The 18,009-nt window shown below is 66.8% G+C and carries 23 protein-coding genes and 1 pseudogene; 22 read left to right on the forward strand and 2 right to left on the reverse strand.

The window, feature by feature from the left end:
• Nucleotides 1-18: 18 nt before the first annotated feature.
• From ACQPXG_RS37650 to ACQPXG_RS37730, 17 genes are all read left to right on the forward strand, one after another.
• On the forward strand, nt 19-567 hold the full coding sequence (locus tag ACQPXG_RS37650; protein ID WP_433463913.1) for a single-stranded DNA-binding protein: 549 nt from the start codon (nt 19-21) through the stop codon (nt 565-567).
• Nucleotides 568-629: 62 nt separating this feature from the next.
• Nucleotides 630-1,514 (forward strand): hypothetical protein, encoded by an 885-nt coding sequence (locus ACQPXG_RS37655; RefSeq protein ID WP_433463914.1) that lies wholly within the window; start codon nt 630-632, stop codon nt 1,512-1,514.
• Between the two features lie 117 nt (nt 1,515-1,631).
• On the forward strand, nt 1,632-2,078 hold the full coding sequence (locus tag ACQPXG_RS37660) for a hypothetical protein (protein ID WP_433463915.1): 447 nt from the start codon (nt 1,632-1,634) through the stop codon (nt 2,076-2,078).
• Nucleotides 2,079-2,472: 394 nt separating this feature from the next.
• Nucleotides 2,473-2,649, forward strand: a complete 177-nt coding sequence (locus tag ACQPXG_RS37665; RefSeq protein WP_433463916.1) for a hypothetical protein — start codon at nt 2,473-2,475, stop codon at nt 2,647-2,649.
• Nucleotides 2,603-3,106, forward strand: a complete 504-nt coding sequence (locus ACQPXG_RS37670; RefSeq protein WP_433463917.1) for a hypothetical protein — start codon at nt 2,603-2,605, stop codon at nt 3,104-3,106. Before ACQPXG_RS37665 ends, ACQPXG_RS37670 begins: the two co-directional genes overlap by 47 nt.
• Nucleotides 3,103-3,546, forward strand: a complete 444-nt coding sequence (locus tag ACQPXG_RS37675) for a hypothetical protein (RefSeq protein WP_433463918.1) — start codon at nt 3,103-3,105, stop codon at nt 3,544-3,546. Before ACQPXG_RS37670 ends, ACQPXG_RS37675 begins: the two co-directional genes overlap by 4 nt.
• Before the next feature lie 96 nt (nt 3,547-3,642).
• Nucleotides 3,643-4,137: a hypothetical protein gene (locus ACQPXG_RS37680; protein WP_433463919.1), complete on the forward strand. Its 495-nt coding sequence runs from the start codon at nt 3,643-3,645 to the stop codon at nt 4,135-4,137.
• 494 nt (nt 4,138-4,631) lie between these two features.
• On the forward strand, nt 4,632-4,979 hold the full coding sequence (locus ACQPXG_RS37685) for a hypothetical protein (protein ID WP_433463920.1): 348 nt from the start codon (nt 4,632-4,634) through the stop codon (nt 4,977-4,979).
• Nucleotides 4,980-5,138: 159 nt separating this feature from the next.
• The gene (locus ACQPXG_RS37690) at nt 5,139-5,642 is read left to right on the forward strand and encodes a hypothetical protein (RefSeq protein WP_433463921.1); all 504 of its coding nucleotides are present in this window, start codon (nt 5,139-5,141) and stop codon (nt 5,640-5,642) included.
• Nucleotides 5,643-5,653: 11 nt separating this feature from the next.
• Entirely contained in the window at nt 5,654-6,157 is a 504-nt protein-coding gene (locus tag ACQPXG_RS37695; protein ID WP_433463922.1) for a DUF4314 domain-containing protein, read from the forward strand.
• Between the two features lie 389 nt (nt 6,158-6,546).
• Nucleotides 6,547-6,816 (forward strand): hypothetical protein, encoded by a 270-nt coding sequence (locus tag ACQPXG_RS37700; RefSeq protein WP_433463923.1) that lies wholly within the window; start codon nt 6,547-6,549, stop codon nt 6,814-6,816.
• Between the two features lie 153 nt (nt 6,817-6,969).
• A complete protein-coding gene (locus ACQPXG_RS37705; protein WP_433463924.1) occupies nt 6,970-7,848 on the forward strand; it encodes an N-6 DNA methylase in 879 nt (292 codons plus the stop codon).
• Between the two features lie 543 nt (nt 7,849-8,391).
• Nucleotides 8,392-8,898 carry a hypothetical protein gene (locus ACQPXG_RS37710; protein ID WP_433463925.1) on the forward strand — a complete coding sequence of 169 codons (507 nt, stop codon included), beginning with the start codon at nt 8,392-8,394 and terminating at the stop codon, nt 8,896-8,898.
• On the forward strand, nt 8,879-9,064 hold the full coding sequence (locus ACQPXG_RS37715; RefSeq protein WP_433463926.1) for a hypothetical protein: 186 nt from the start codon (nt 8,879-8,881) through the stop codon (nt 9,062-9,064). Before ACQPXG_RS37710 ends, ACQPXG_RS37715 begins: the two co-directional genes overlap by 20 nt.
• Nucleotides 9,065-9,353: 289 nt before the next feature.
• Entirely contained in the window at nt 9,354-10,532 is a 1,179-nt protein-coding gene (locus tag ACQPXG_RS37720; RefSeq protein WP_433463927.1) for a DUF3560 domain-containing protein, read from the forward strand.
• A gap of 1,005 nt (nt 10,533-11,537) precedes the next feature.
• Complete coding sequence (locus ACQPXG_RS37725; RefSeq protein ID WP_433463928.1) at nt 11,538-12,308, forward strand: HAD domain-containing protein; 771 nt, start codon at nt 11,538-11,540, stop codon at nt 12,306-12,308.
• Between the two features lie 11 nt (nt 12,309-12,319).
• A complete protein-coding gene (locus tag ACQPXG_RS37730; RefSeq protein WP_433463929.1) occupies nt 12,320-13,363 on the forward strand; it encodes a DUF7221 family queuine tRNA-ribosyltransferase-like protein in 1,044 nt (347 codons plus the stop codon).
• 37 nt (nt 13,364-13,400) lie between these two features.
• On the opposite strand, the gene ACQPXG_RS37735 is transcribed toward ACQPXG_RS37730, so the two are convergent.
• Nucleotides 13,401-13,883, reverse strand: coding sequence for a hypothetical protein (locus ACQPXG_RS37735; protein WP_433463930.1), 483 nt, complete (start codon nt 13,881-13,883; stop codon nt 13,401-13,403).
• Here ACQPXG_RS37735 and ACQPXG_RS37740 point away from each other — a divergent pair.
• Nucleotides 13,764-14,063, forward strand: a pseudogene (locus ACQPXG_RS37740) (DUF6879 family protein); the annotation flags it as partial. The gene ACQPXG_RS37735 and the pseudogene ACQPXG_RS37740 overlap by 120 nt on opposite strands.
• Before the next feature lie 25 nt (nt 14,064-14,088).
• Here the strand turns inward: ACQPXG_RS37740 and ACQPXG_RS37745 are convergent.
• The gene (locus ACQPXG_RS37745; protein WP_433463931.1) at nt 14,089-14,358 is read right to left on the reverse strand and encodes a helix-turn-helix domain-containing protein; all 270 of its coding nucleotides are present in this window, start codon (nt 14,356-14,358) and stop codon (nt 14,089-14,091) included.
• Between the two features lie 720 nt (nt 14,359-15,078).
• Between ACQPXG_RS37745 and ACQPXG_RS37750 the strand changes: the two genes are divergently transcribed.
• The 4 genes from ACQPXG_RS37750 to ACQPXG_RS37765 all read left to right on the forward strand — a co-directional run bounded on the left by ACQPXG_RS37750 (nt 15,079) and on the right by ACQPXG_RS37765 (nt 17,936).
• Entirely contained in the window at nt 15,079-15,555 is a 477-nt protein-coding gene (locus ACQPXG_RS37750) for a hypothetical protein (RefSeq protein ID WP_433463932.1), read from the forward strand.
• Nucleotides 15,556-15,671: 116 nt separating this feature from the next.
• Nucleotides 15,672-16,061 carry a hypothetical protein gene (locus ACQPXG_RS37755; RefSeq protein WP_433463933.1) on the forward strand — a complete coding sequence of 130 codons (390 nt, stop codon included), beginning with the start codon at nt 15,672-15,674 and terminating at the stop codon, nt 16,059-16,061.
• A gap of 610 nt (nt 16,062-16,671) precedes the next feature.
• Nucleotides 16,672-16,911, forward strand: coding sequence for a hypothetical protein (locus ACQPXG_RS37760; protein WP_433463934.1), 240 nt, complete (start codon nt 16,672-16,674; stop codon nt 16,909-16,911).
• A 353-nt stretch (nt 16,912-17,264) separates the two neighbouring features.
• Nucleotides 17,265-17,936, forward strand: coding sequence for a hypothetical protein (locus ACQPXG_RS37765; RefSeq protein WP_433463935.1), 672 nt, complete (start codon nt 17,265-17,267; stop codon nt 17,934-17,936).
• The last annotated feature ends 73 nt before the right edge of the window (nt 17,937-18,009 follow it).

The raw sequence follows: 18,009 nt of genomic DNA on the forward strand, positions 1-18,009 counted from the left end.
ATTGCGTCTGGAGCAGCGTTGATCAATGAAACGAAGATCACTCTCGTGGGGAACCTCGTCGCCGACCCCGACTTGCGGTTCACCAGCACCGGGGTGGCGTTCTCCACCTTCCGGATCGCTTCGACCACAGTGAAGTTCGACCGCCAAAGCGACGGCTGGAAGGACAACGACACCCTGTTCCTAGACTGCATCGCCTGGCGTGACCTCGCCGAGAACGTGGCCGAGTCCCTGCAGCGAAGCATGCGGGTGATCGTGCAAGGGCGGCTCAAGCAGCGCTCGTACGAGACCCGCGAGGGCGACAAGCGCACCGTGAGCGAGATCGACGCCGAGGAAGCGAGCCCGTCGCTGCGCCACGCCAGCGCCAAGATCACCAGGACCCGGCGGCAGACCGGCGAGCACCCCGGCGACGGCACCGACACCCAGAACGCAGCCCCGAACACCAGCCCAACCAACCAGAGCCGCTGGGGCGACTCCGGCCAAAACCGCGAGCCCGTGGGAGTCGGTGGCGCCATCGAGCAGGGCTGGGGCGCCGCGGGCGGCAGCTACAGCGACGATCCGCCGTTCTAACCGCCTGCCCCGGACCGCGAGGCCCGTGGGTTCTAGCCAGCTCGACCATGTCTGGAGCGCTGATGACCGATCTGCCGACGATCGACTTGACCCAGCTCGCCCGCGGCATCGCCGAGCATCTGGGCGAGGGCTGGGTCATGCTCACCCCCTCCCCCAACACCAACGGCCGCGAGCTACTGCGCGATGACGGAGCGCTGCTACGGCTCCGCTTCGCCATCCCCTACAGCCAAGGGACGGTGACGGTGCTGGGGATCTTCCCCGGCGCTTTCCACGATCGGCCGCTTGATCAACCGACGGTACGGATCCGGGCGGCCGCCGCCCGGGGGCCGCGCGCCGTCGCCGGCGACATCACCCGACGTCTGCTCCCCGCCTATCTGCCCGCTCTGGAGCGGGTGCGGCGGTTCCAGCGGGAGCAGGCGGCGGCGTCCGCCGCCCGCGGCCGGGTCGCCGACCAGATCCGGCGGCTGCTGCCGCAAGCCTCCTGCACGCCAGCTCCCCCTGACTCGCACGAGCACACCCTCAGTGTGGAGTGGCGGCGGCCCAGCGCGCGGTTGGAGGCGGCGGTGGAGCTGCGCGATACCGCCGAGACGGCCGATCTGCGGCTCGTCGGCGTCCCGGCCGACATCGCCGTCCAGATCTGCCAATTGCTGTCCCCGATCCCCAGAGCGCGCGTGCAGGTCGATGGCGACTTCCCGCCGTCGTGGTCGGTGATCCTCACGCGATCGCAGGACAGCACGCCCCTCGTCGATATGGAGACCTATGGCGGCGCCGATCACGACGAGAACGGCGTGCCTTACGCACGGTTCCTCCTCAACGACGGCGAGATCCACGAGCACATGTCACCGGCCGCCCGGCGGTGGCGCGACGACCCCGATCCCGACCCCGGCCCCGATGCTGGCCCCGATGCCGCGTCCGAGCTCGACCAGGAAGAAGAAGTAGTCCGCTGATGGACGAGCCGCAGCTCGCCGACGGCTCCAGCACCTACCTCGCCATCGTCACGATCCCCCGCGCCGGCCACACACCGTACGTGGTCATGGGCGACCGGGAAGACTTCGTCGCCGACCATGTGGTGGAACTCCTCCTGCCGCCATTACGGCGACGGCCTGGTCGATCCGGTGTGGCTGGCCGCCCACCCTTACCCGCGGTCCCGGACCGGCCGATCGCTCCGCTGGCTCGACTGGCTGCGGGAGGCCTGCGACGGCGACCCGGAGGTGATCCGCGTCGGGCCGGCGCCGCTGGTCAAGGCGACCATCCGGCGCCCTGATATCGCCCCGGAAACCGAGTACCAGCCGTACCGGAACGTGATCATACGGCGATCAATGTTCACCGATGGTGAGCTGATCAGCTACCGGGTATGGAACCGAACGGCCTCAGTCTCCAACCGTTTCACCACCCATTCCGGTCTTCGCCGGCTCCTCGCTCTTCTGGCCGTCGATCTCGGCCCGCCGCGCCCTGAACAGTGGGGCCCCACCCATCTCCCCTGGCCAAAGGATCCCGATGAACCGCCCTGACGGGTAGGGGAGCATCAGCAGCAGCTGCTCGCTAAGGCGCGGCTGGTGGAGTCCATCGCCGCGCAGGGCGACCGCGACCGCCGGATCGACTAGGGCCGCGTTCGCCGAGGGATACCGGCTGGGTTTCGCCGCAGGCCGCGAGGTCGGCTACGGCCAGGCCCCGAAGAGATCCGCCCGGGACTGGGCGCGCTTGGCCGCCAGCGCGTCCCCACCTTCGCCGAGCTGCAGGCGCGACACACGAAGGTTCCACCGCCCGCCGCGCCCCGGACGGCCCTAGCGGGCCGCGGCCGCGCCGCCTGACCCGCTCGGGAACCACGCCCCGAGCACCGGGTCGAACGGTCCTGCAAGGACGAGACGGCCGTGACGAGCTGGCCATGACGATGAAGGAGGTTCGATGAGTCCGATCCTGGACTGGATGCGGTTCGGGCAGTACGTCGCCGCGGAGCTCGGCGGCTCGTGGCAGGCATCCCCCCACCCCTGGGGCGAGGCGGTGACCGTAGAACATCCCGACGAGCGCCGGGCTCGTGCTGGAGCACGGCCGGACCGCCGCGCGGGTCTACGCGCACGGTGAACTGCCCGATGCCGCCAACGTCCGCGACATCCGCCACGAGATCAGCGTCCGCGCCGACCGCGGCCCGGCCGTGCTGGCCGCCGAAATCACTCGCCGGCTGCTCCCTGACTACGGCAAGGACCTGGCGGCCGCCCAGAGGTTCCTGCGCGACAAGGAGCAGACCGCACGGGCCCGCGCCCGCAAGGTCAGGCAGCTGACAGGCGCCCTGACAGGTGACGTCCGCACTCCCGCCCACATGAGGAGTGACCGGTGGACCACGATCCAGTGGTACACGCCGGGGGTCGCCGTTCGAGAGCATCGGATCGAGGTGCTCGGTGACGGCTCGCGAGCGGAGCTCACACTCGCCGCGCTGCCGTTTCCGCTGGTGAAGCAGATCTGCGAGCTGCTGGCCCGGCACGAGCGCGCCGCCGCCGAGCGCGGCCCCAGCCCCGGCCCCCGCGGTGGGAGGGCAGCGTGAGCCGAACCCGCCCAGGTTCGGCTCTGCTGGACGACGTCCACCAGCTCCTCGGCCACCGGATCCGGGTCCACTTCAACCTAGTGACCACCTTTTGGTCGGTGACCGCGCTGACCGGCGAGCACAAGGGCCGCGTAATCGCCCATCTCGTTGACGTCACTCTCCGCGCCGACACCACCGGCCCAGTGGAGTTCCGGGTATCGCGCGCCGGCTGGGAACGCTGCCGCCGCAGCGGCAAACGCAACGTCCACGCCTGGTGCTTCGGCGTCGTCGACGCCGTCAACGCCAAACCCGATCTGCGTGAACTGGTCCGCGTCACCTACAACCCTTGGCGGGCACCGCAGTTCCAGAACACCCGGACCGGGGAACCAGTCCACTTCGCCGACCTCGCCGTTTTCGCCAAGACAGATCCCGGCGCCGAGCACGGTTACGCCTGGATCTGACCCCAACTCCTCCCGCAGGGACCCGCCGACATGCATCACGTCGGCGGAGCCCTGTCCTGCGATCTCCGCCACCGACGGGAGAAAGGCCACCCTGCGATGCCCATCGCCAGATCCAACTCCGCTTCCCGCCCCCGCAGCTCTCAACCCGACGAGCTCGCCACCCGCTCCTCCACCGCCGCGATCATGTCGGCGCCCGTCGACGTCCATGTACTCCACGCCGCCGCCCGCAGCGCAGAACAAGTCCAGGCCGCAATGACCATGATCGGACGGTGCCGCCACATCCCGTCGTGGCCGCCGTCCCCGGTCCGGACCGTCGCCGATCTGCAGGACGCCGAGGCGGCGGCCGCGCTCATCCGGGCCCGCCTGAGCCAGCACCCCTGCCCGTGCCTGCGTGGCCTGCGCGCTCTCGTCTTGGACGAGCTGCTGCGCCGCTGGCAAGGCGTGTCCTGCACCGGTCGCCTAGCCATCCGGCTGGTGAAGCAGACCAGCTGGGCCTCCCCTGAGCTCGCCGTCCGCTTCACCGAGCAGACGCGGGCGCTGGCCACCGACACCGCCTGGCTCACCCGCCACCCGCTTCCGCCCGCCGCGTGACCTGAGAACCTCCGGCACCCGTTATCCGCTTTCGTGTCTACTTCACTCGCGCCGACGGCCGCTGCGTCGACGAGGGAATGACCGACAGTCACGCGTACTGGCTGACCGGCACGCGCGGGGACCAGGTCTCTGAACTGCTGCAGACCTGCGCGCGGGTCACCCTTGCCGCGCGCCGCCTCCACGGACAGCTGTGCTCCTGGGACGCCTTGATGTACCGCCAGCCCGCATGGGGAGCGCGGAAGACCGTGGAATGCGGTGGGCCCTGCTGTTCGGCGAAACCCCTCAAAATACTGCGTCCGGTCTGCCAAGTCGGCGCCGACCTTGCTCATCAGCCCCGCCGCCAACTCCACCGGCGCACACCGGTCTGAAACCGCGCACCACCCTGCCGCCAGCTGTGCCTCCGCTCCGGCGCAGTCGGCCCATCCCCGGCAGACCAAAAAAGAGGCCCGGCCCGATCGAAGCCGGCCCGCCAACACCGCTACGAAAGGCCCCTGATGTCCATCACACAGGCCGACATCCTGCAGTACATCATCGCCGTCACCGACAAAAGCGACCTGGATCGTCTCGCCGCGGCGATCCGTAACCGTCGCGGCGACCTGCTTTCATTCCGCGCAGCCTCGGTCAAGGTCGGATCCACGGTACGGCTGGACAACATCAGCCCCAAATACCTCGCTGGTATGACGGGCAAGGTCACCGAGATCGACGGCCGGAACTGCACCATCAGCCTCACCGAGAATTCCATCAAGGACCTGCGCTACACCCCGCGGGGCAAGAACATCCCGCCGGGCGCCAGAGAGTACCTCATACGCGTGCCCCTGAAGACGTGCGTCCCGGTCGAATAACCCACCCTCCGCGGTGGCCGCCGCCATCTTCCGGGACGGCGGCGGCCACTATCCGCGCCCCCGTGAGTCTCCCGAGCCCCGCCTGAGGCTTCGACGCGGGCCGGCGCAAAAGGTGGGCGAGCCCGGCGCCCGCAAATCCACCGCTTTCCCGGAGATCTCATGTTCACCGTTGACGACTTCCTGAACGTCCTAGATCTCGATTCCTTCAGCAGCCTGTTCCTGCCGTTGGGGTTCGCCCAATCCCCCGTTTCCGCCGACCTGTATCTACGTCCGGGACACGGTTTCAGCAACGCACTAATGCTGCCCAGCCGCCGTACCTCCAGCGGGCGATGGCGCCAGGAGGTGCTGGCCGCCGCCCATACCTACACCAAGTTGACCGGGCGTCGGCTGTGGTGGATCCCGCAGACCGACACAGAGGCCGCCTACGCCTCGCTGCTGATCGGACTGCTGTTCAGGATCCGAACCATGATCGAAGACAGCGATGGGTGGAACGGCGGCGACGTCGTGGAACTGTTGTGCGAGTACTTCCCCTCGCTGGGGCTAGATATCGACGCCTATATCCCTGGGCTCAGCCCAGATGAGGCCGACGCACTCGATGCGCAGATGTTTCTCAAGGCGTTCCTCGGCACCACCTTGGCCCGCCAGCACCGCGATCTGTTCTAGGAGAGTCCGACATGACCCAATACACCTTCGCAATCGAGATCAGCGACGATGGGCGCACATGGACCGTGGAGGGCGACGAGATGATCGGGCAGGCGGAGCACGACCCCGCGCGCCTGGCAGTGGCCATCCTCAATGCACGGCTAAGCGAGCTTCCTGCTGGTGAGACGCTCGGCTGGGTTCGGGCCGTCGTGTGGGAGATGGATCTGCCTGGGGACGTCGGGCTCGCCGAGGCAGTGGCAACGCTTGAACGGCGCCACCTAGCCTCTGACGAACAGCCCCTGGGAGAAGAGAGGGCTGGTACCGACGCGTTGCTTGGCCGCCGGGTCCGGCTGATCTCTACACCCGACCCTCATACCCGCCTGCAGCCCGGCGCCCTGGGCACCGTCACCGGCACCGACAACTTGGGCACCCTCCTGGTCGACTGGGACGACGGCAGCCGCCTGGGCCTGCTCCCCGACCAGGACGAGTTCGAAATCCTCGACCAGCCACCACCGGACACAGGCGGCACGGGCTGACAACTACCGCCACGCGACCGGCGGACGCGAGGGAACCAAGGATCGAGCAGGGCGACGCCGCCGGCAACGCGTCGGCCCCCACCCGCTCTGGGTGGGGCCGATGCGGTGTCCGGTGACCGGTACCGCCCGCTCACCACACTGGACCGACAGGCGCCGCCTCGGCCAGGCGGTCGCCAGCGGGTTGCTCCACGCCCTCCCATCAGCACCACCCAGCTAGTCGTCTCCTTCCGCTTCCTCCTGAGCCGGTCTCCGTTTGCGCCCAACATCGCAGAGCGGCCGAGCAGGCGCGGGGAGCCGCCGGGAATGCGAGCTCGGCGTCGGCATCGCTGATCGTGCTCACCGCCGTCTCTCGCCCGCCACTGCACGCTCTACCGTTTGGAGGTTTCGTCATGTCGCGACACGCGCCCGCTGACGGCGAGCCCGCGGCTTCTGATCAGGACGTCGCCGCTGAGCCGTGTCTCCGCGGCCCCGAGGGCTGCCAGGGCCAAGTTTCCGGCCGAGCGTCCTTCGGCGACACCGGCTTGATCATCTACGAGTGCGCCAAGCACATGGCTGAAGCGTGGGAGCGCGAGCTGGAACGACGACGCCGCTACCCCGTTCTGCCGCCCAGCGACTGGGATCCGATGGACGCCGGCGAGAGATGGGGCCCCAACGACTGACGGCTGCGACCGGCCCTTTCGAGAGTGACCGCGAAAGCTGCGCCGCTTCGGTAGCAGCCCACCCCTTTATTCACGCGCCCGCCGGCGGTCTGCTCCATCGGCGGGCGCGGCCCTATCCAGACCACCTGCCCCCGTAACCGTGTGGAGCCTGGGATGAAACTCACCAGAGCGCAAAGCGCCGCGCATCAGCGAGCCTGCCAGATTCTTGAGTACGACCACCTCACCGACGACGACCGGGAGTTCGTCCTCGAGCACTGGCAAGAGTCCTCCACGTCCCGCAACGTTCTCGACGGCGCGTTCTTCACTCCGATCGACCTGGCCCGGACGATGCGGCTGCACGTCTACGGCGACAGGGTGTTGGATCTGTGCGCGGGGATCGGCCATCTGGCGATCGGCTGCCAGGAGGCCGTGATCCGATCCTGGACTCGACAGCCGGCGCGCGAGCTGGTGTGTGTGGAACGCAATCCCGCCTACGTCGAGGTCGGCCGCAAACTCCTGCCCGAGGCGACCTGGATCTGCGCGGACGTGTTCGACGTCCCCGGTCTGGGCCTTGGCCAGTTCGACACCGTGATCGCGAACCCGCCCTTTGGGCGTGTCCGGCGAGACGGGACAGGGCCTCGCTACCGGGACCCGCTGATGGAGTACCACGTCATCGACGTGGCCGCCGACATCGGCGTCCACGGCGCCTTCATCATCCCGCAGACCAGCGCCCCGTTCGCGTGGAGCGGCCACCCGCAGTACCGGGAGGTCCACGGCCGCGAGTACGACCGGTTCGAGGCTGAGACCGGCATCACGCTGGAGCCCAGCGTCGGGATTGACACCTCCTATTACGCCGACCAGTGGCGCGGCGTCACTCCCACGGTCGAGATCGTCCGCTGCGACTTCAGCGAGCGAGCCCCCGTCCCCGGCGCGTCCCAAACCATCCGTGCCCGCCGGATCCTGGCAGGACCTCAGGCCCGCGCCGACCAGGCCCGACCCCGCTCAGTCCACCGATCCTCGACGGCGGCCGCCGAACCCCAAACCCTCTGGTGACTGTTCGGCAGTACGCGGCTCAGGCACAAGGGCGCACGCCTGGGTTTCCCCTGCCCGCCGACAACGACAGCCCGGAAGATCGCGAACCAACCGCTACATGGCTCGGGGCGGGCGCACCGCAGAAATGGAGGAGAGCGTGACCTACGGATGCTACGTGTGTGACCGGCCGTTTCAACCCCTTCACCGTGTGACGTGCACCGTGCGAAGCAACGGGCCCTAGCCCGATCACACCTTCGAGTTCTGCGCGAGGGCCTGCCTGGATCCATGGCTGGCCCGCGACCAGGAGCAGATGCAGGCGCGGCGTGTATCGGCGTGCGCGGAGGGCTTTCATCGCTCTCCCGAGTGGCCTGGCCACGCCCGGTAGAACAGGGATCCCGCCGACCCCTACGGCGACGCGTGCCTGTGGGAGTGCACCAAGGGCTGCGGCCATCAGCAGCGGCCTGCTGGCTACGGCACCGGTAAGGCGATTTTCGACAACCTCGGGCCGGACGCGCACGCGCGGTGGCTCGCCGGGCAGTGACACGACCAGATAAGGAGAAACCGATGGCAATCGAGGCACGCGGCAGCGATGAGAACGACCACGACCAGCGTACGAAGACCTTCACCCGGGCAGCGGCCGTCGCCTCAGCGGCCTGGCAGATGGGGATCGCGCTGGGGCACGCCGCCGTTCAGCAGCAGAGCGAGTATTTCAAGATCCGCGCCCACGTGGAGCAGCTCCTGTGCGAGACGAACCGGTGGGTCCGCGGCGACCTCACCGACTACCAGCGGCTGTTCATCGACAACTACCTTCACCACGAGCGACCGGGTCTGCGCCCGGCATCGGCGCCGACCGGTCTGGCTGTCGGGCCATCGTCACCGCTTGGAGAACAGCACGCCGCCGGGACCGGGTCCAGCCACCCCACTGGGGACCCCGGCTGGACCCGGTCCCGGCGGCGTGCAGAGGAACGACGCGATGACGACACCCCGCACACCAGGAGGTATCCAAATGCCCTGCGAGGAGCCGGCCGGCCTTTCCTTCACGCCACCGCCGATGCCGTTTGCCCAGCCTGACTGGGACGACGCCGATCCCTGGGACGACATCAACGAGCGGTACGGCGGCGAAGTGATCCCCCCGGACTGGGGATCAGAGGAGCCACCGGATGACTCATTGCCGCCCACGACGCCCTCCACGGCTCCCGACGTCTACGGGCTCACCGACCCCGACATCCCGTTCTGACCGCGTTGGCCCCGGCCCCCACGGCCGGGGCCAACGCTCTTCCAACACTTCCCTCGACCATATACGCAGTCCTGCCGCGCTCCTCCCGACCGGGACAGCAAGAGGTCGACGCGGACGGCCTCCATTTTTCCAGTGAACTGTGGGCTCTGTGGCGTGGGCAGTTCACCACCCGCTGCTAGATCGATCCAGTGACGGGATTCCACAGAAAGCCCCATGAGCGGGCAACCACCGTGCTGAACACAGCGCTCGGCGTTGCGACCGGCGCACTCTCTATTGCCAGGAGAACCCGATGCTCGTCATTAGTCACACGTTGGAGACCGGAACGGTCGTGTATGGAACTGACCGAAACGACGGCACTGGTCCAATCATCAAGAAGACGGGCTTTCGCCCATCGCAGAACCTAGCCGAACACCCCGAGTACGGCAGCGCCTACTGGTACGTCGCCTCGACACGTCGCCGGCGGGCCAAAACGGACTACATCGACCGCTGCGCCGCCGCGCTCCGGGACGCCGGTCACCAGATCCGCGTCGAGATCGACAACACCACCCTTCCCACTACCTCGTTCGCCCAGTTGGAGCAAGAACGCTATGAGCGGGCCGAAGAACGCGCCGACAGATTCACCACGTTCGCCGACAATGCCGCCGCCCAAGGCACGAGAGCGATCGAGCAGGTCGACCAGGACCGCAAGCAGATCCCGCTCGGGCAGCCGCACCTGATCGGCCACCACTCCTACAACAAGACCGTGCGCCAGGAGCAGCAGCGCAACGCCAGGGAACAGCGTGGTCTGGAGCATGTCCGCCGCGGAAGGCGATGGAGGCAGCGTGCTGACGCTGCCGAACGGTTCCAGTCTGGCCGGCAGGCCATCGGCACCACGCAGCGTCGCATCGAGCGGCTTGAAGCCGAGATCCGTGCCCATGACCGTTTTCTGGCCGGAAGGCTCGAACATTGGGAGATCACGATCACCACCGGGTCCACTGGTGAGTACGGGATCAGCCTGGACGAGCGGTTGGCGCGGCGACCACCCGGTTCACACGTGCTGTCGCTCGATGAGGGCCGCAACGTCGCCGAGGTATTGATCGCGGTCGGGCCGCAGGCTCGCGCGGAGATCCAGGCGCAGATCACCCTGCTCACCGAGGAGGTCGACTACTGGCGCAACCACGTCGCCGCGCTCCAAGCTGACCAGGGCATGAAGGTCTGGAGCAAGTCCGACTTCGTCCGCGGGGATCTCATCCAATGCGGCGGCCAACGTTGGTACGAAATCGTGCGCGTCAACCCCAAGACTCTCTCGGTCGCCAACGGCGTCAACAGCGTCGACCTAAAGGTCGTGACCCGGTTCAACGCCCGCAGTGCCACCGGGGGGCCTGGATGGACCGACAAGCTCCCCTATCACCAGGTGACGGATCAGATGGATGCGGCAGAGGCCCGTACTCGCTTCCCCGACGCGTTCTCTGCTGCCGATCCCGCCTAGACCGACCTCGGCCGCCTCCGTCACCGCGGCGACGAGGCAGACGGCTCAACCCTGCCCTGAGTCCGCAGCCGCGCGCCAGGGCGTGCAAGGTTCGGCGTGGTGACCCCAGAAGGGGCCGTCCTCAGCGCCCAGGAGGACACCGGGCTGGCGGGCGGCTGCCTCTTCCTAGCGAGACGGTCTGCTTGAGCGATGGCACCGAGGCGTTCTTCGATCGCATCAAAGCCGATCAGATCCGGGTGTTCCCGCTGGACGACCGCCCGTGCTTCTGGTTCCCCGGACGGACTTCTCCCTGACTCCTCCCCCGAGATTCCGGGCGCCACACCGCGAGCCAGCCCCTCTCGTAGCAGTGCCCGTCCCGTCTCTCGGAAGAAACGCCATGACCGCCGAGGTGGTCTCCCTGGCTCACATCACCGGCAACACCTGGCTGAAGCTCCGCACCGACCGGGTTCTGACGCTGACTCCGTGACCAGCCCGCACATCGCATCCACCGACAAGGAACACCCGTGTCGTCCTCACATGAACTCACCGAACGTTGCCCCGACTGCGGCGTCGCGATCAGGGGCCGCCACGCTAACCGCTGCGACGTCGCCCGCTGCTTGTGGACCGGCCTTCAGCGTTTGTCCTGTAAATGGTTCGGGCTTGACCCACTCCTTACCGAGCACGACTGCGGACAAGACGTGTGGACCGGGCGCTGGCCAGGCGAAGCCGACGCTATCCGGTTTGGCTGGTGGGCCAGCCTGATTCCTGGTGCCGGCTGGCAACCAACGGCCCCTGACGTGCCCGGCGCCGTTCCCGACGTGAACCGCCTTATGGCTCAGGCCAACTGGAACCGCAGAAGGCGCAGGTGGGAGCTGCGGGAATATCCCGACCCTCAAGCCGAACAGTGAGGTCCCCCGACCGTCACCCTCAGGTCCCCGGGCCTTGGCGCGGGGACCTTCGTCATGCCCATCGACACGCTGCCCTCGCTCGACCAGAGGGTCTTCGACTTTCGGAAGTAAACCAACCATGCGGATCGACTTCGACATCCCGTTCAGCCAGTCCACCGAGACACCGGCCCAGCAACTCACCGCCTGGGCGCGAGCCCGGGAAAGGCTGCACCACCTGGACCACAGGCATCCCGAACAGGTCGCTCAGGCCACGCAGGACGCCAACCACCTGGCCGGTGAGCTCTGCGCCGACCTGGTGTCAGCCGGCGCCATCCCCGACGACTCCCCCGCCTACCGCTGCCCCGACCCGGAATGCCGCCAGACGCCGGTACTGCTGCTGGACGTGGACGGCGTATTGAACCCGAAGCTGGACACCGAAACCGCGGCCGCCACCGGCTACACCCGGCACACGTTCACCCTGCCCGCGCCACACCGCCGGGAGCTTTCGCCGTGGCTGAACCTGCAGCACGGCGACTGGCTTCGCGGGCTCGCTCTCGACGGTCTGGAGCTGGTCTGGTGCACCGGCTGGGAGCACGCGGCAGCCGACCACATTGCGCCCGTGCTCGGGCTTCGGCAAATGTTCGTGCTGGAAGTCGGGAGGTTCGACGCAGCGGTCTTCGAGGGCCGCTCGGCCAAGGCCGAAGCGGTCACCTCCTGGCTCGCAGACCGACCAGCGGTGTGGCTGGACGATGTGCACGGACCCGTCGATCACCAGTGGGCCCGGGACCGTACCGCGGACGGTATCCCGACGCTGCTGGTCACAGTCGTCCCGACGCAAGGATTTGCCGAGCAGCACCTCACGATGATCAAAAACTGGCTCGCGGCCAACGACCTGACCACCCTGGCCTGACCGTCCCGGGCATGGAGACCTTCTACCTCGGGGCCCAGCCGCACTGGCTGGGCCCCGACTCCCCTCTACCCGGGAAAATCCCGGTGTGTGTCCCCCGGGGCCGCCTCACCGGCCGCGCAACACTGCCGCGCGCCACCCGCCGATGGCTGCTGGACTCGCGGGGATTCACCGTCCTGAGCCGCAAACAGGACGACGGCCACTACGCCCGCTGGGATATCACTCCGCAGCAGTACGTACGGGGCCGTCCGCGACTACGCCGACCAGATCGGCCGCATGGAAGCCGCTCTTCCATGGACTGGATATGCGAGGGCCCCGTTCGCGCCAACACTGGCTTCGAAATTCTTGAGCACCTGCGCAGGACCGTCATCAGCTATTTGGAGCTGCGGTGGCTCGACCCGACCTTGCCGATCTTCCCCGTCATCCAAGGCGACGCGTCCCTCACCGTCGACCATCACCTGCACTGCGTCGACATGTACGAACAGGCCGGGATCGATCTGACCGCGCTACCGCTGGTTGGGGTCGGGAGCGTCTGCAAGCTGCAGGCGACCGCACGGATCGTCGACCTGTTCGCAGCGCTGCACCATCGCCTGGGCGGCAGGACCAGATTGCATGCCTTCGGCGTCAAGGCGCAGGGCCTGGCCGCGATCGCACCCGCCGTGTATTCGGCCGATTCTCAGGCCTGGTCCAAGCAGGGACGAGCGACAGTCAAGCGGTGCCCGCACCCCGACTCAGGTGTCAGGTGGGAGGCCAACTGCCCGATCGCCGCACAGCAGTGGTTCGGCACCGTGCTCACGGCGGCGGCCCGCACCATTCCGGCTGTTTGGGGGCGCCAGGTGCATACATACCGGCGCCGCGGCAACGCCGGGCTGCTGTTTGAAGACCTGGAGCCTGCGACGGCGCCGCCGACCACCGGTGAGCGCATCGCCAGCGCCGTCCGGGTGCTGCTGCCCGAGGACACCGAGTCGGAGCTGGCGGCCATGCTCGACGACTTCTCCCGCGTCCACAGCGACCAAGCAAGAGCACCGTGGCCCACGACGGCCTCCCGAGCGGCGTGAACGAGTTCGGCGGCTACACGGCGCCCTCACATGGCGATTAGTGCCACGCCCCGCTCGACCTTTCGACCAGAAAACGACCTCCGGAAGGTGCCCAGTGGAACGCGACGAAGACGGCTGCGACCTGTGCCTCGGCAACGTCGCCGTGCAGCACATCAAGATCAGCGGAGACCCCGAGACCTACCGTGTGTGCGAACTCTGCCCACCGGAGCTTGAAGCCAAGGGCGCGATGCTCACCTACCTCCTCGATCCCTCGAACCAGGACGATGACGCCTTCTGCGAACTGTGCCTTGCTGAGAGCGCCACCACCCGGTTCCGGGCCGACGGCGATCCCGAGCCCCGGGATCTGTGCACACTGTGCGTCCAGGCGCTCACGCAACAGGGCACGCCGGTCGTAGCCGAGGTGAACGACCGCGACGGCACCGCCAAAGGCCACGGCCTCAACCTGGCCGACATCACCGCACTTCCCGGTGCTCGGCTCACCCACGCCGAATACCACCTCGACTTCACCGAAGCAGTCCACGCTCTGACCGGTACCATCTGGAAGCTTGAACGATCACAGCAATTCCGCGAGCCGGACGACCCCAGCTGGCGTGCCTTCGAAACAGGAGAATGGAAGAAGTCCCTGCGAATCCTAGAACAGGATCGCCCGGCTGTCAGGGAAGAGAGCGCAGACGACGTTCAACGCGGGCTAACGATTCGTCGCCTACGAATCGTCGAAAAACCGGTCACTCCGTATCTGCAGTGGGAGAGGCACCGACCAGCAGCGCGTACAACTCCCGCATCTGCGCATCGCTCAACTTGGCGTCCGAGCCGCGAGTCCTCTTCGTCCGCAGCGATTCCGGACCGATCAGCCGATAATTCTTCCACCACGTCAGCAACGTCGATCGATCGACGTCCACCGCTGCCGCGACCCGATCAACCGGGACCTTCTGTTCGAGCATCCGCACCGCGGCAAGACGCTCCTCGTAAGTCGACCTACGCCCCTTCTTCGCCACAACCCGATCATCCCACTCAAACGATCGTCAAAGTGGGGAAACCGCAGATCTCCTTAGATCACCGCGGTCTCCTCGCCGGGCCGCCGCGGCTTGCGTCGTGGCGCATGCGGGCCTGGCCGGTAGTGACGAATGCGTCCTGGACCTCGGTCTTGTGCAGCCCGCCTCGGTAAGTGCTCAGAACGCGATCGACAGTCAGCCTAGTCAGTTGCACGATCTGCTGGACGCGGGCCAGCAGCAGCACGATCAGCGGCGCTGCCTCATGTGGGTAACGCACTATGCGCAGCCGGGCGTCTCGACACCCCCACTGCGCTCCTCAGCCCCGCCGACCGCGGAGGTAGCGCGCCACTGCGCGCCCAGACCCGACGATCCTCCCTGAGACGGGCCGGGAGGGGTCCACAACCGAACGGCGTCCGTGGGCCGGTCTGTCCCGACCCGGCGAATCAGACAGTGCCGCGCACCGCCTGGGCGTGGTCAACCCCTCCGCCGATAAACCCTTCCACGTCGCTTAACCGGGCCATGCATGCAGTGATTCCAAGATCTTTTCTCCAGGAGTCGCAAAAAGCGCGACCTACTTCCGGAGAAAACATCTTGGAATCACCGCCCGGAGGGGTTGCCCCCTCCCGCGGCGCACGGCCCCGCCCGTTTCGCCGGGCAGGGGACAGACCAACCCCACAAGCCGCCCTCAGAGCGGCCCCCTCCCGGCACGTCCAGGAGGACGCCATGAATCCACTGCAGTTCCCGCTCCCCCTCTCCGGCATCGTCGTCAAGCCGGCGAAGATCTTCCAGCCGAAGAACCGCGACTACAACCAGGTCGGCTTCATGGTCCAGATCGAACAGGGCTCCTACTTCCGCGGCGAGCCGTCGATGGACGAGGACTTCCGCGCGGCCCGCCCGAAGACGGTCTACGTCGAGGGGACAAAGGAAGTCGCCGACGTCGTCCTAGCCTACGAGGGCCTGAGGCTCAACGAACGGATCCACCTGCGCGTGGTCGAGATCACGGCATTCGGCGGGACCCCCGACGACGAAGGCAAGGCCCGCCCCCCGATGGTGAAGTTCATCGTCGACCACATCGAACTGCCCGCCCGGGGCTTCCGGAACGAGTCGGTCGAGAAGATGGCCGAGAAGGCCCAGAAGAACACGCCGCGGGACGCGACCGCCGCCGCTGAGGCCAAGACGCTGGCCGGCGCCAAGAAGTAGCCCATCCCGCGAGGGTCCCGGACCGTCACGGTCCGGGACTCTCCCATCTCCGCCCCTTACCGCTCCAATCGGCGCATTCATTCGTACCTCTCCGATCCCACAGAGGAGACAACGCAATGGAGATCGAGTCCGCGATTCGACTCATCGGCAACCTGATCTACAAGCCCGGCTGGGTCTTCGAGGCCAAGGACTACAGCAACCGGTTCGAAGGGGCCATCGCGATACGTATCGAGTACCCGGCGTTCCAGTCCGAACGGGCCGACGCCGCGAAGGGCTACCCGAACGAGATCCGGCCGTACGCCACCTTCCCCGTCGTCGTGGACGACTGCGACGACGTGAGCCTTTACCGACTGGTGCTGACACACATCATGGAGATCGAGGAACACGAAGCGAGGGAGTTCCTGCGGGTCGAGCCCACGATGTGGGCTCCCTTCCATCCTCACCGCGCCGACGGAATGCGTCGCTTCGGTGCGATGCAGCAGGACCTGCGATTCGGGCTGGCATGATCCGCCCGCGCAAAACGGAGACGCACGACTTCCCCTGGGTCATCCCAGCGACGTTGGTCCTCACCGTCCTCGGGGTTCTGGTAGCGCTGTTCTCCGCTCTGTAACCGATGTGATCCGAGCCCATCACGCAAGAGCACTCTACGGGTTCTTGCGTGGTGGAAGAGGATCAGATCGAAGGAGGAAAATGTTTCGGTTCAGAATGCGACTGTACCCGTTCAACTGCCGGGAGTGCCGTATCCACTACAACACGCTTTCCTGGTACTCACACGCGCACGTCACGCATCGAAGGTGCGGCCAGTGGGACCCGCGCCATTACAGCACCCGCGCAGATCGCAACTCCTGGAAGCGCGATCACGTCTGCCCAAAATCCCAGTCGAACTGAGATCAAATCATTGCGCAATTCCCGTCTTGCCGATCTGGCTGCAGCGCGATCGCGCCGCCCTCTTTGGAATATCAAGCGCGCATAATCGCATCTGCCTTAGCGGTCCCCAGCCAGCCCCGGCACCCGCCGTGCATTACACCGGCCCCGATTTCACAGTGAAAGGTGTTTAGGTTAGACGCTCATTCCCGAAATCCTAGCGAGAATCCCACAAACTCGAAGGAGAACGGAATGATCATCGTCGCCTTTGTTCTGGCTCGTGAGTTCATCTGCGAGTCCAGTCGAAACGCGCAAAACGCTCTTCGTGCCTACGCGCACATGCGCAGGATGATGCACATGGGAATCAATGCCGCGATTCTCGCGGTTGAGGTCACGGCAATCTACATGGTGCACTACCCGGAGGTGCACGCCGGAATAACCACAGCAGTCTTCGCGCATGAAACGGTCGTGTATCTCTTCAGCGAGGTATAGACATCCACGAATGAGCGTCTAACCTAAAGACTTTTCATTGCGTTATCGCAGTGGCCAGTCCCGAAGATCGAGTTATAGGGGTCCGTTATGCGGCCTTGCAAAGGGTGTGGGGCCTCCCCGATGAAGAAGCCGGATGGCCGGGCAAGTGCAGCAACGGATATCAGCTCCGGCCAACGCACTCAACTCTCACATCTTCGATCTCGCAGAAGAGGCGGCCCGTCCCGCGGAAAAATCGCAACCCGCACGCAGTAGTACCCGCCGGGCGCCTTCAGATCCATACGCACGCTATCTGGCTGGTCCATTCACGCCCGGCCCAGCGCTTCCCTTTTCCGTTCACGAGTGAGGAGTAACCGATGTCCACCCGACGTCACATCGAGATCATCTTCGACCGTTCCGGATCCATGAGCAGCATCGCCTCCGACGCCGAGGGCGGTCTGCGTGCCTTCCTGGAGACCCAAGCGAAGGTCCCTGGTGACACCACGGTATCCCTGACGACGTTTAATCACGAGGTCACGGTCGAATACGAGATGCAGCCGCTGGCCCAGGTGCCGGCGTTCACGCTGACCCCGGCAGGAACCACTGCGTTGCTGGACGCGGTCGGAGGGCGTCTGGAGGCGATTCCGATGCGGCTGCTGCAACTGCCAGCCTCCGACCGGCCGGAGGAGGTGATCTTCGTGATCGCCACTGACGGATATGAAAACGCCTCACGACACTATGGGCTCCGCCACATCCGGGCGCAGGTCGCGACGGCCCGCATGGCGGGCTGGCAGTTCGTATTCTTGGCCGCCGACGAGAGCGCCTTCACCGCGGGGGACGCGATGGGCATACATCGCGACACCGTGCTGCCCTTCGACCGCAACCGGATCGAAGACAGCATGACCTCAGCGGGACACGTCATCGCCGAAGGCAGCCGCACCGGAACGTTCACGTTCACCGACGAGCAGCGCACTGGCGCTCTGACCAAAAGCCCCCGATCCGAGTCGTCGGAATCGGAACCACCTGAATCTGGTCCGTCCCAGACCTAGCACCTCACCACCTCCGCGTCTGAGGACAAGGACCCTGCTCATCAGTCTCTGCCGCCCGCGCTGAGACGGCTGT

It is taken from the genome of Spirillospora sp. CA-128828, from assembly GCF_050945415.1.
Lineage (GTDB): Bacteria > Actinomycetota > Actinomycetes > Streptosporangiales > Streptosporangiaceae > Spirillospora.

Bases quoted from the DNA above. Each gene is read 5' to 3' on its own strand.
- ACQPXG_RS37655 (WP_433463914.1), top strand. From the start codon at position 630: ATGACCGATCTGCCGACGATCGACTTGACCCAGCTCGCCCGCGGCATC.
- ACQPXG_RS37660 (WP_433463915.1), top strand. From the start codon at position 1,632: ATGTGGTGGAACTCCTCCTGCCGCCATTACGGCGACGGCCTGGTCGAT.
- ACQPXG_RS37665 (WP_433463916.1), top strand. From the start codon at position 2,473: ATGAGTCCGATCCTGGACTGGATGCGGTTCGGGCAGTACGTCGCCGCG.
- ACQPXG_RS37680 (WP_433463919.1), top strand. From the start codon at position 3,643: ATGCCCATCGCCAGATCCAACTCCGCTTCCCGCCCCCGCAGCTCTCAA.
- ACQPXG_RS37685 (WP_433463920.1), top strand. From the start codon at position 4,632: ATGTCCATCACACAGGCCGACATCCTGCAGTACATCATCGCCGTCACC.
- ACQPXG_RS37690 (WP_433463921.1), top strand. From the start codon at position 5,139: ATGTTCACCGTTGACGACTTCCTGAACGTCCTAGATCTCGATTCCTTC.
- ACQPXG_RS37695 (WP_433463922.1), top strand. From the start codon at position 5,654: ATGACCCAATACACCTTCGCAATCGAGATCAGCGACGATGGGCGCACA.
- ACQPXG_RS37700 (WP_433463923.1), top strand. From the start codon at position 6,547: ATGTCGCGACACGCGCCCGCTGACGGCGAGCCCGCGGCTTCTGATCAG.
- ACQPXG_RS37705 (WP_433463924.1), top strand. From the start codon at position 6,970: ATGAAACTCACCAGAGCGCAAAGCGCCGCGCATCAGCGAGCCTGCCAG.
- ACQPXG_RS37710 (WP_433463925.1), top strand. From the start codon at position 8,392: ATGGCAATCGAGGCACGCGGCAGCGATGAGAACGACCACGACCAGCGT.
- ACQPXG_RS37715 (WP_433463926.1), top strand. From the start codon at position 8,879: ATGCCGTTTGCCCAGCCTGACTGGGACGACGCCGATCCCTGGGACGAC.
- ACQPXG_RS37720 (WP_433463927.1), top strand. From the start codon at position 9,354: ATGCTCGTCATTAGTCACACGTTGGAGACCGGAACGGTCGTGTATGGA.
- ACQPXG_RS37725 (WP_433463928.1), top strand. From the start codon at position 11,538: ATGCGGATCGACTTCGACATCCCGTTCAGCCAGTCCACCGAGACACCG.
- ACQPXG_RS37730 (WP_433463929.1), top strand. From the start codon at position 12,320: ATGGAGACCTTCTACCTCGGGGCCCAGCCGCACTGGCTGGGCCCCGAC.
- ACQPXG_RS37750 (WP_433463932.1), top strand. From the start codon at position 15,079: ATGAATCCACTGCAGTTCCCGCTCCCCCTCTCCGGCATCGTCGTCAAG.
- ACQPXG_RS37755 (WP_433463933.1), top strand. From the start codon at position 15,672: ATGGAGATCGAGTCCGCGATTCGACTCATCGGCAACCTGATCTACAAG.
- ACQPXG_RS37760 (WP_433463934.1), top strand. From the start codon at position 16,672: ATGATCATCGTCGCCTTTGTTCTGGCTCGTGAGTTCATCTGCGAGTCC.
- ACQPXG_RS37765 (WP_433463935.1), top strand. From the start codon at position 17,265: ATGTCCACCCGACGTCACATCGAGATCATCTTCGACCGTTCCGGATCC.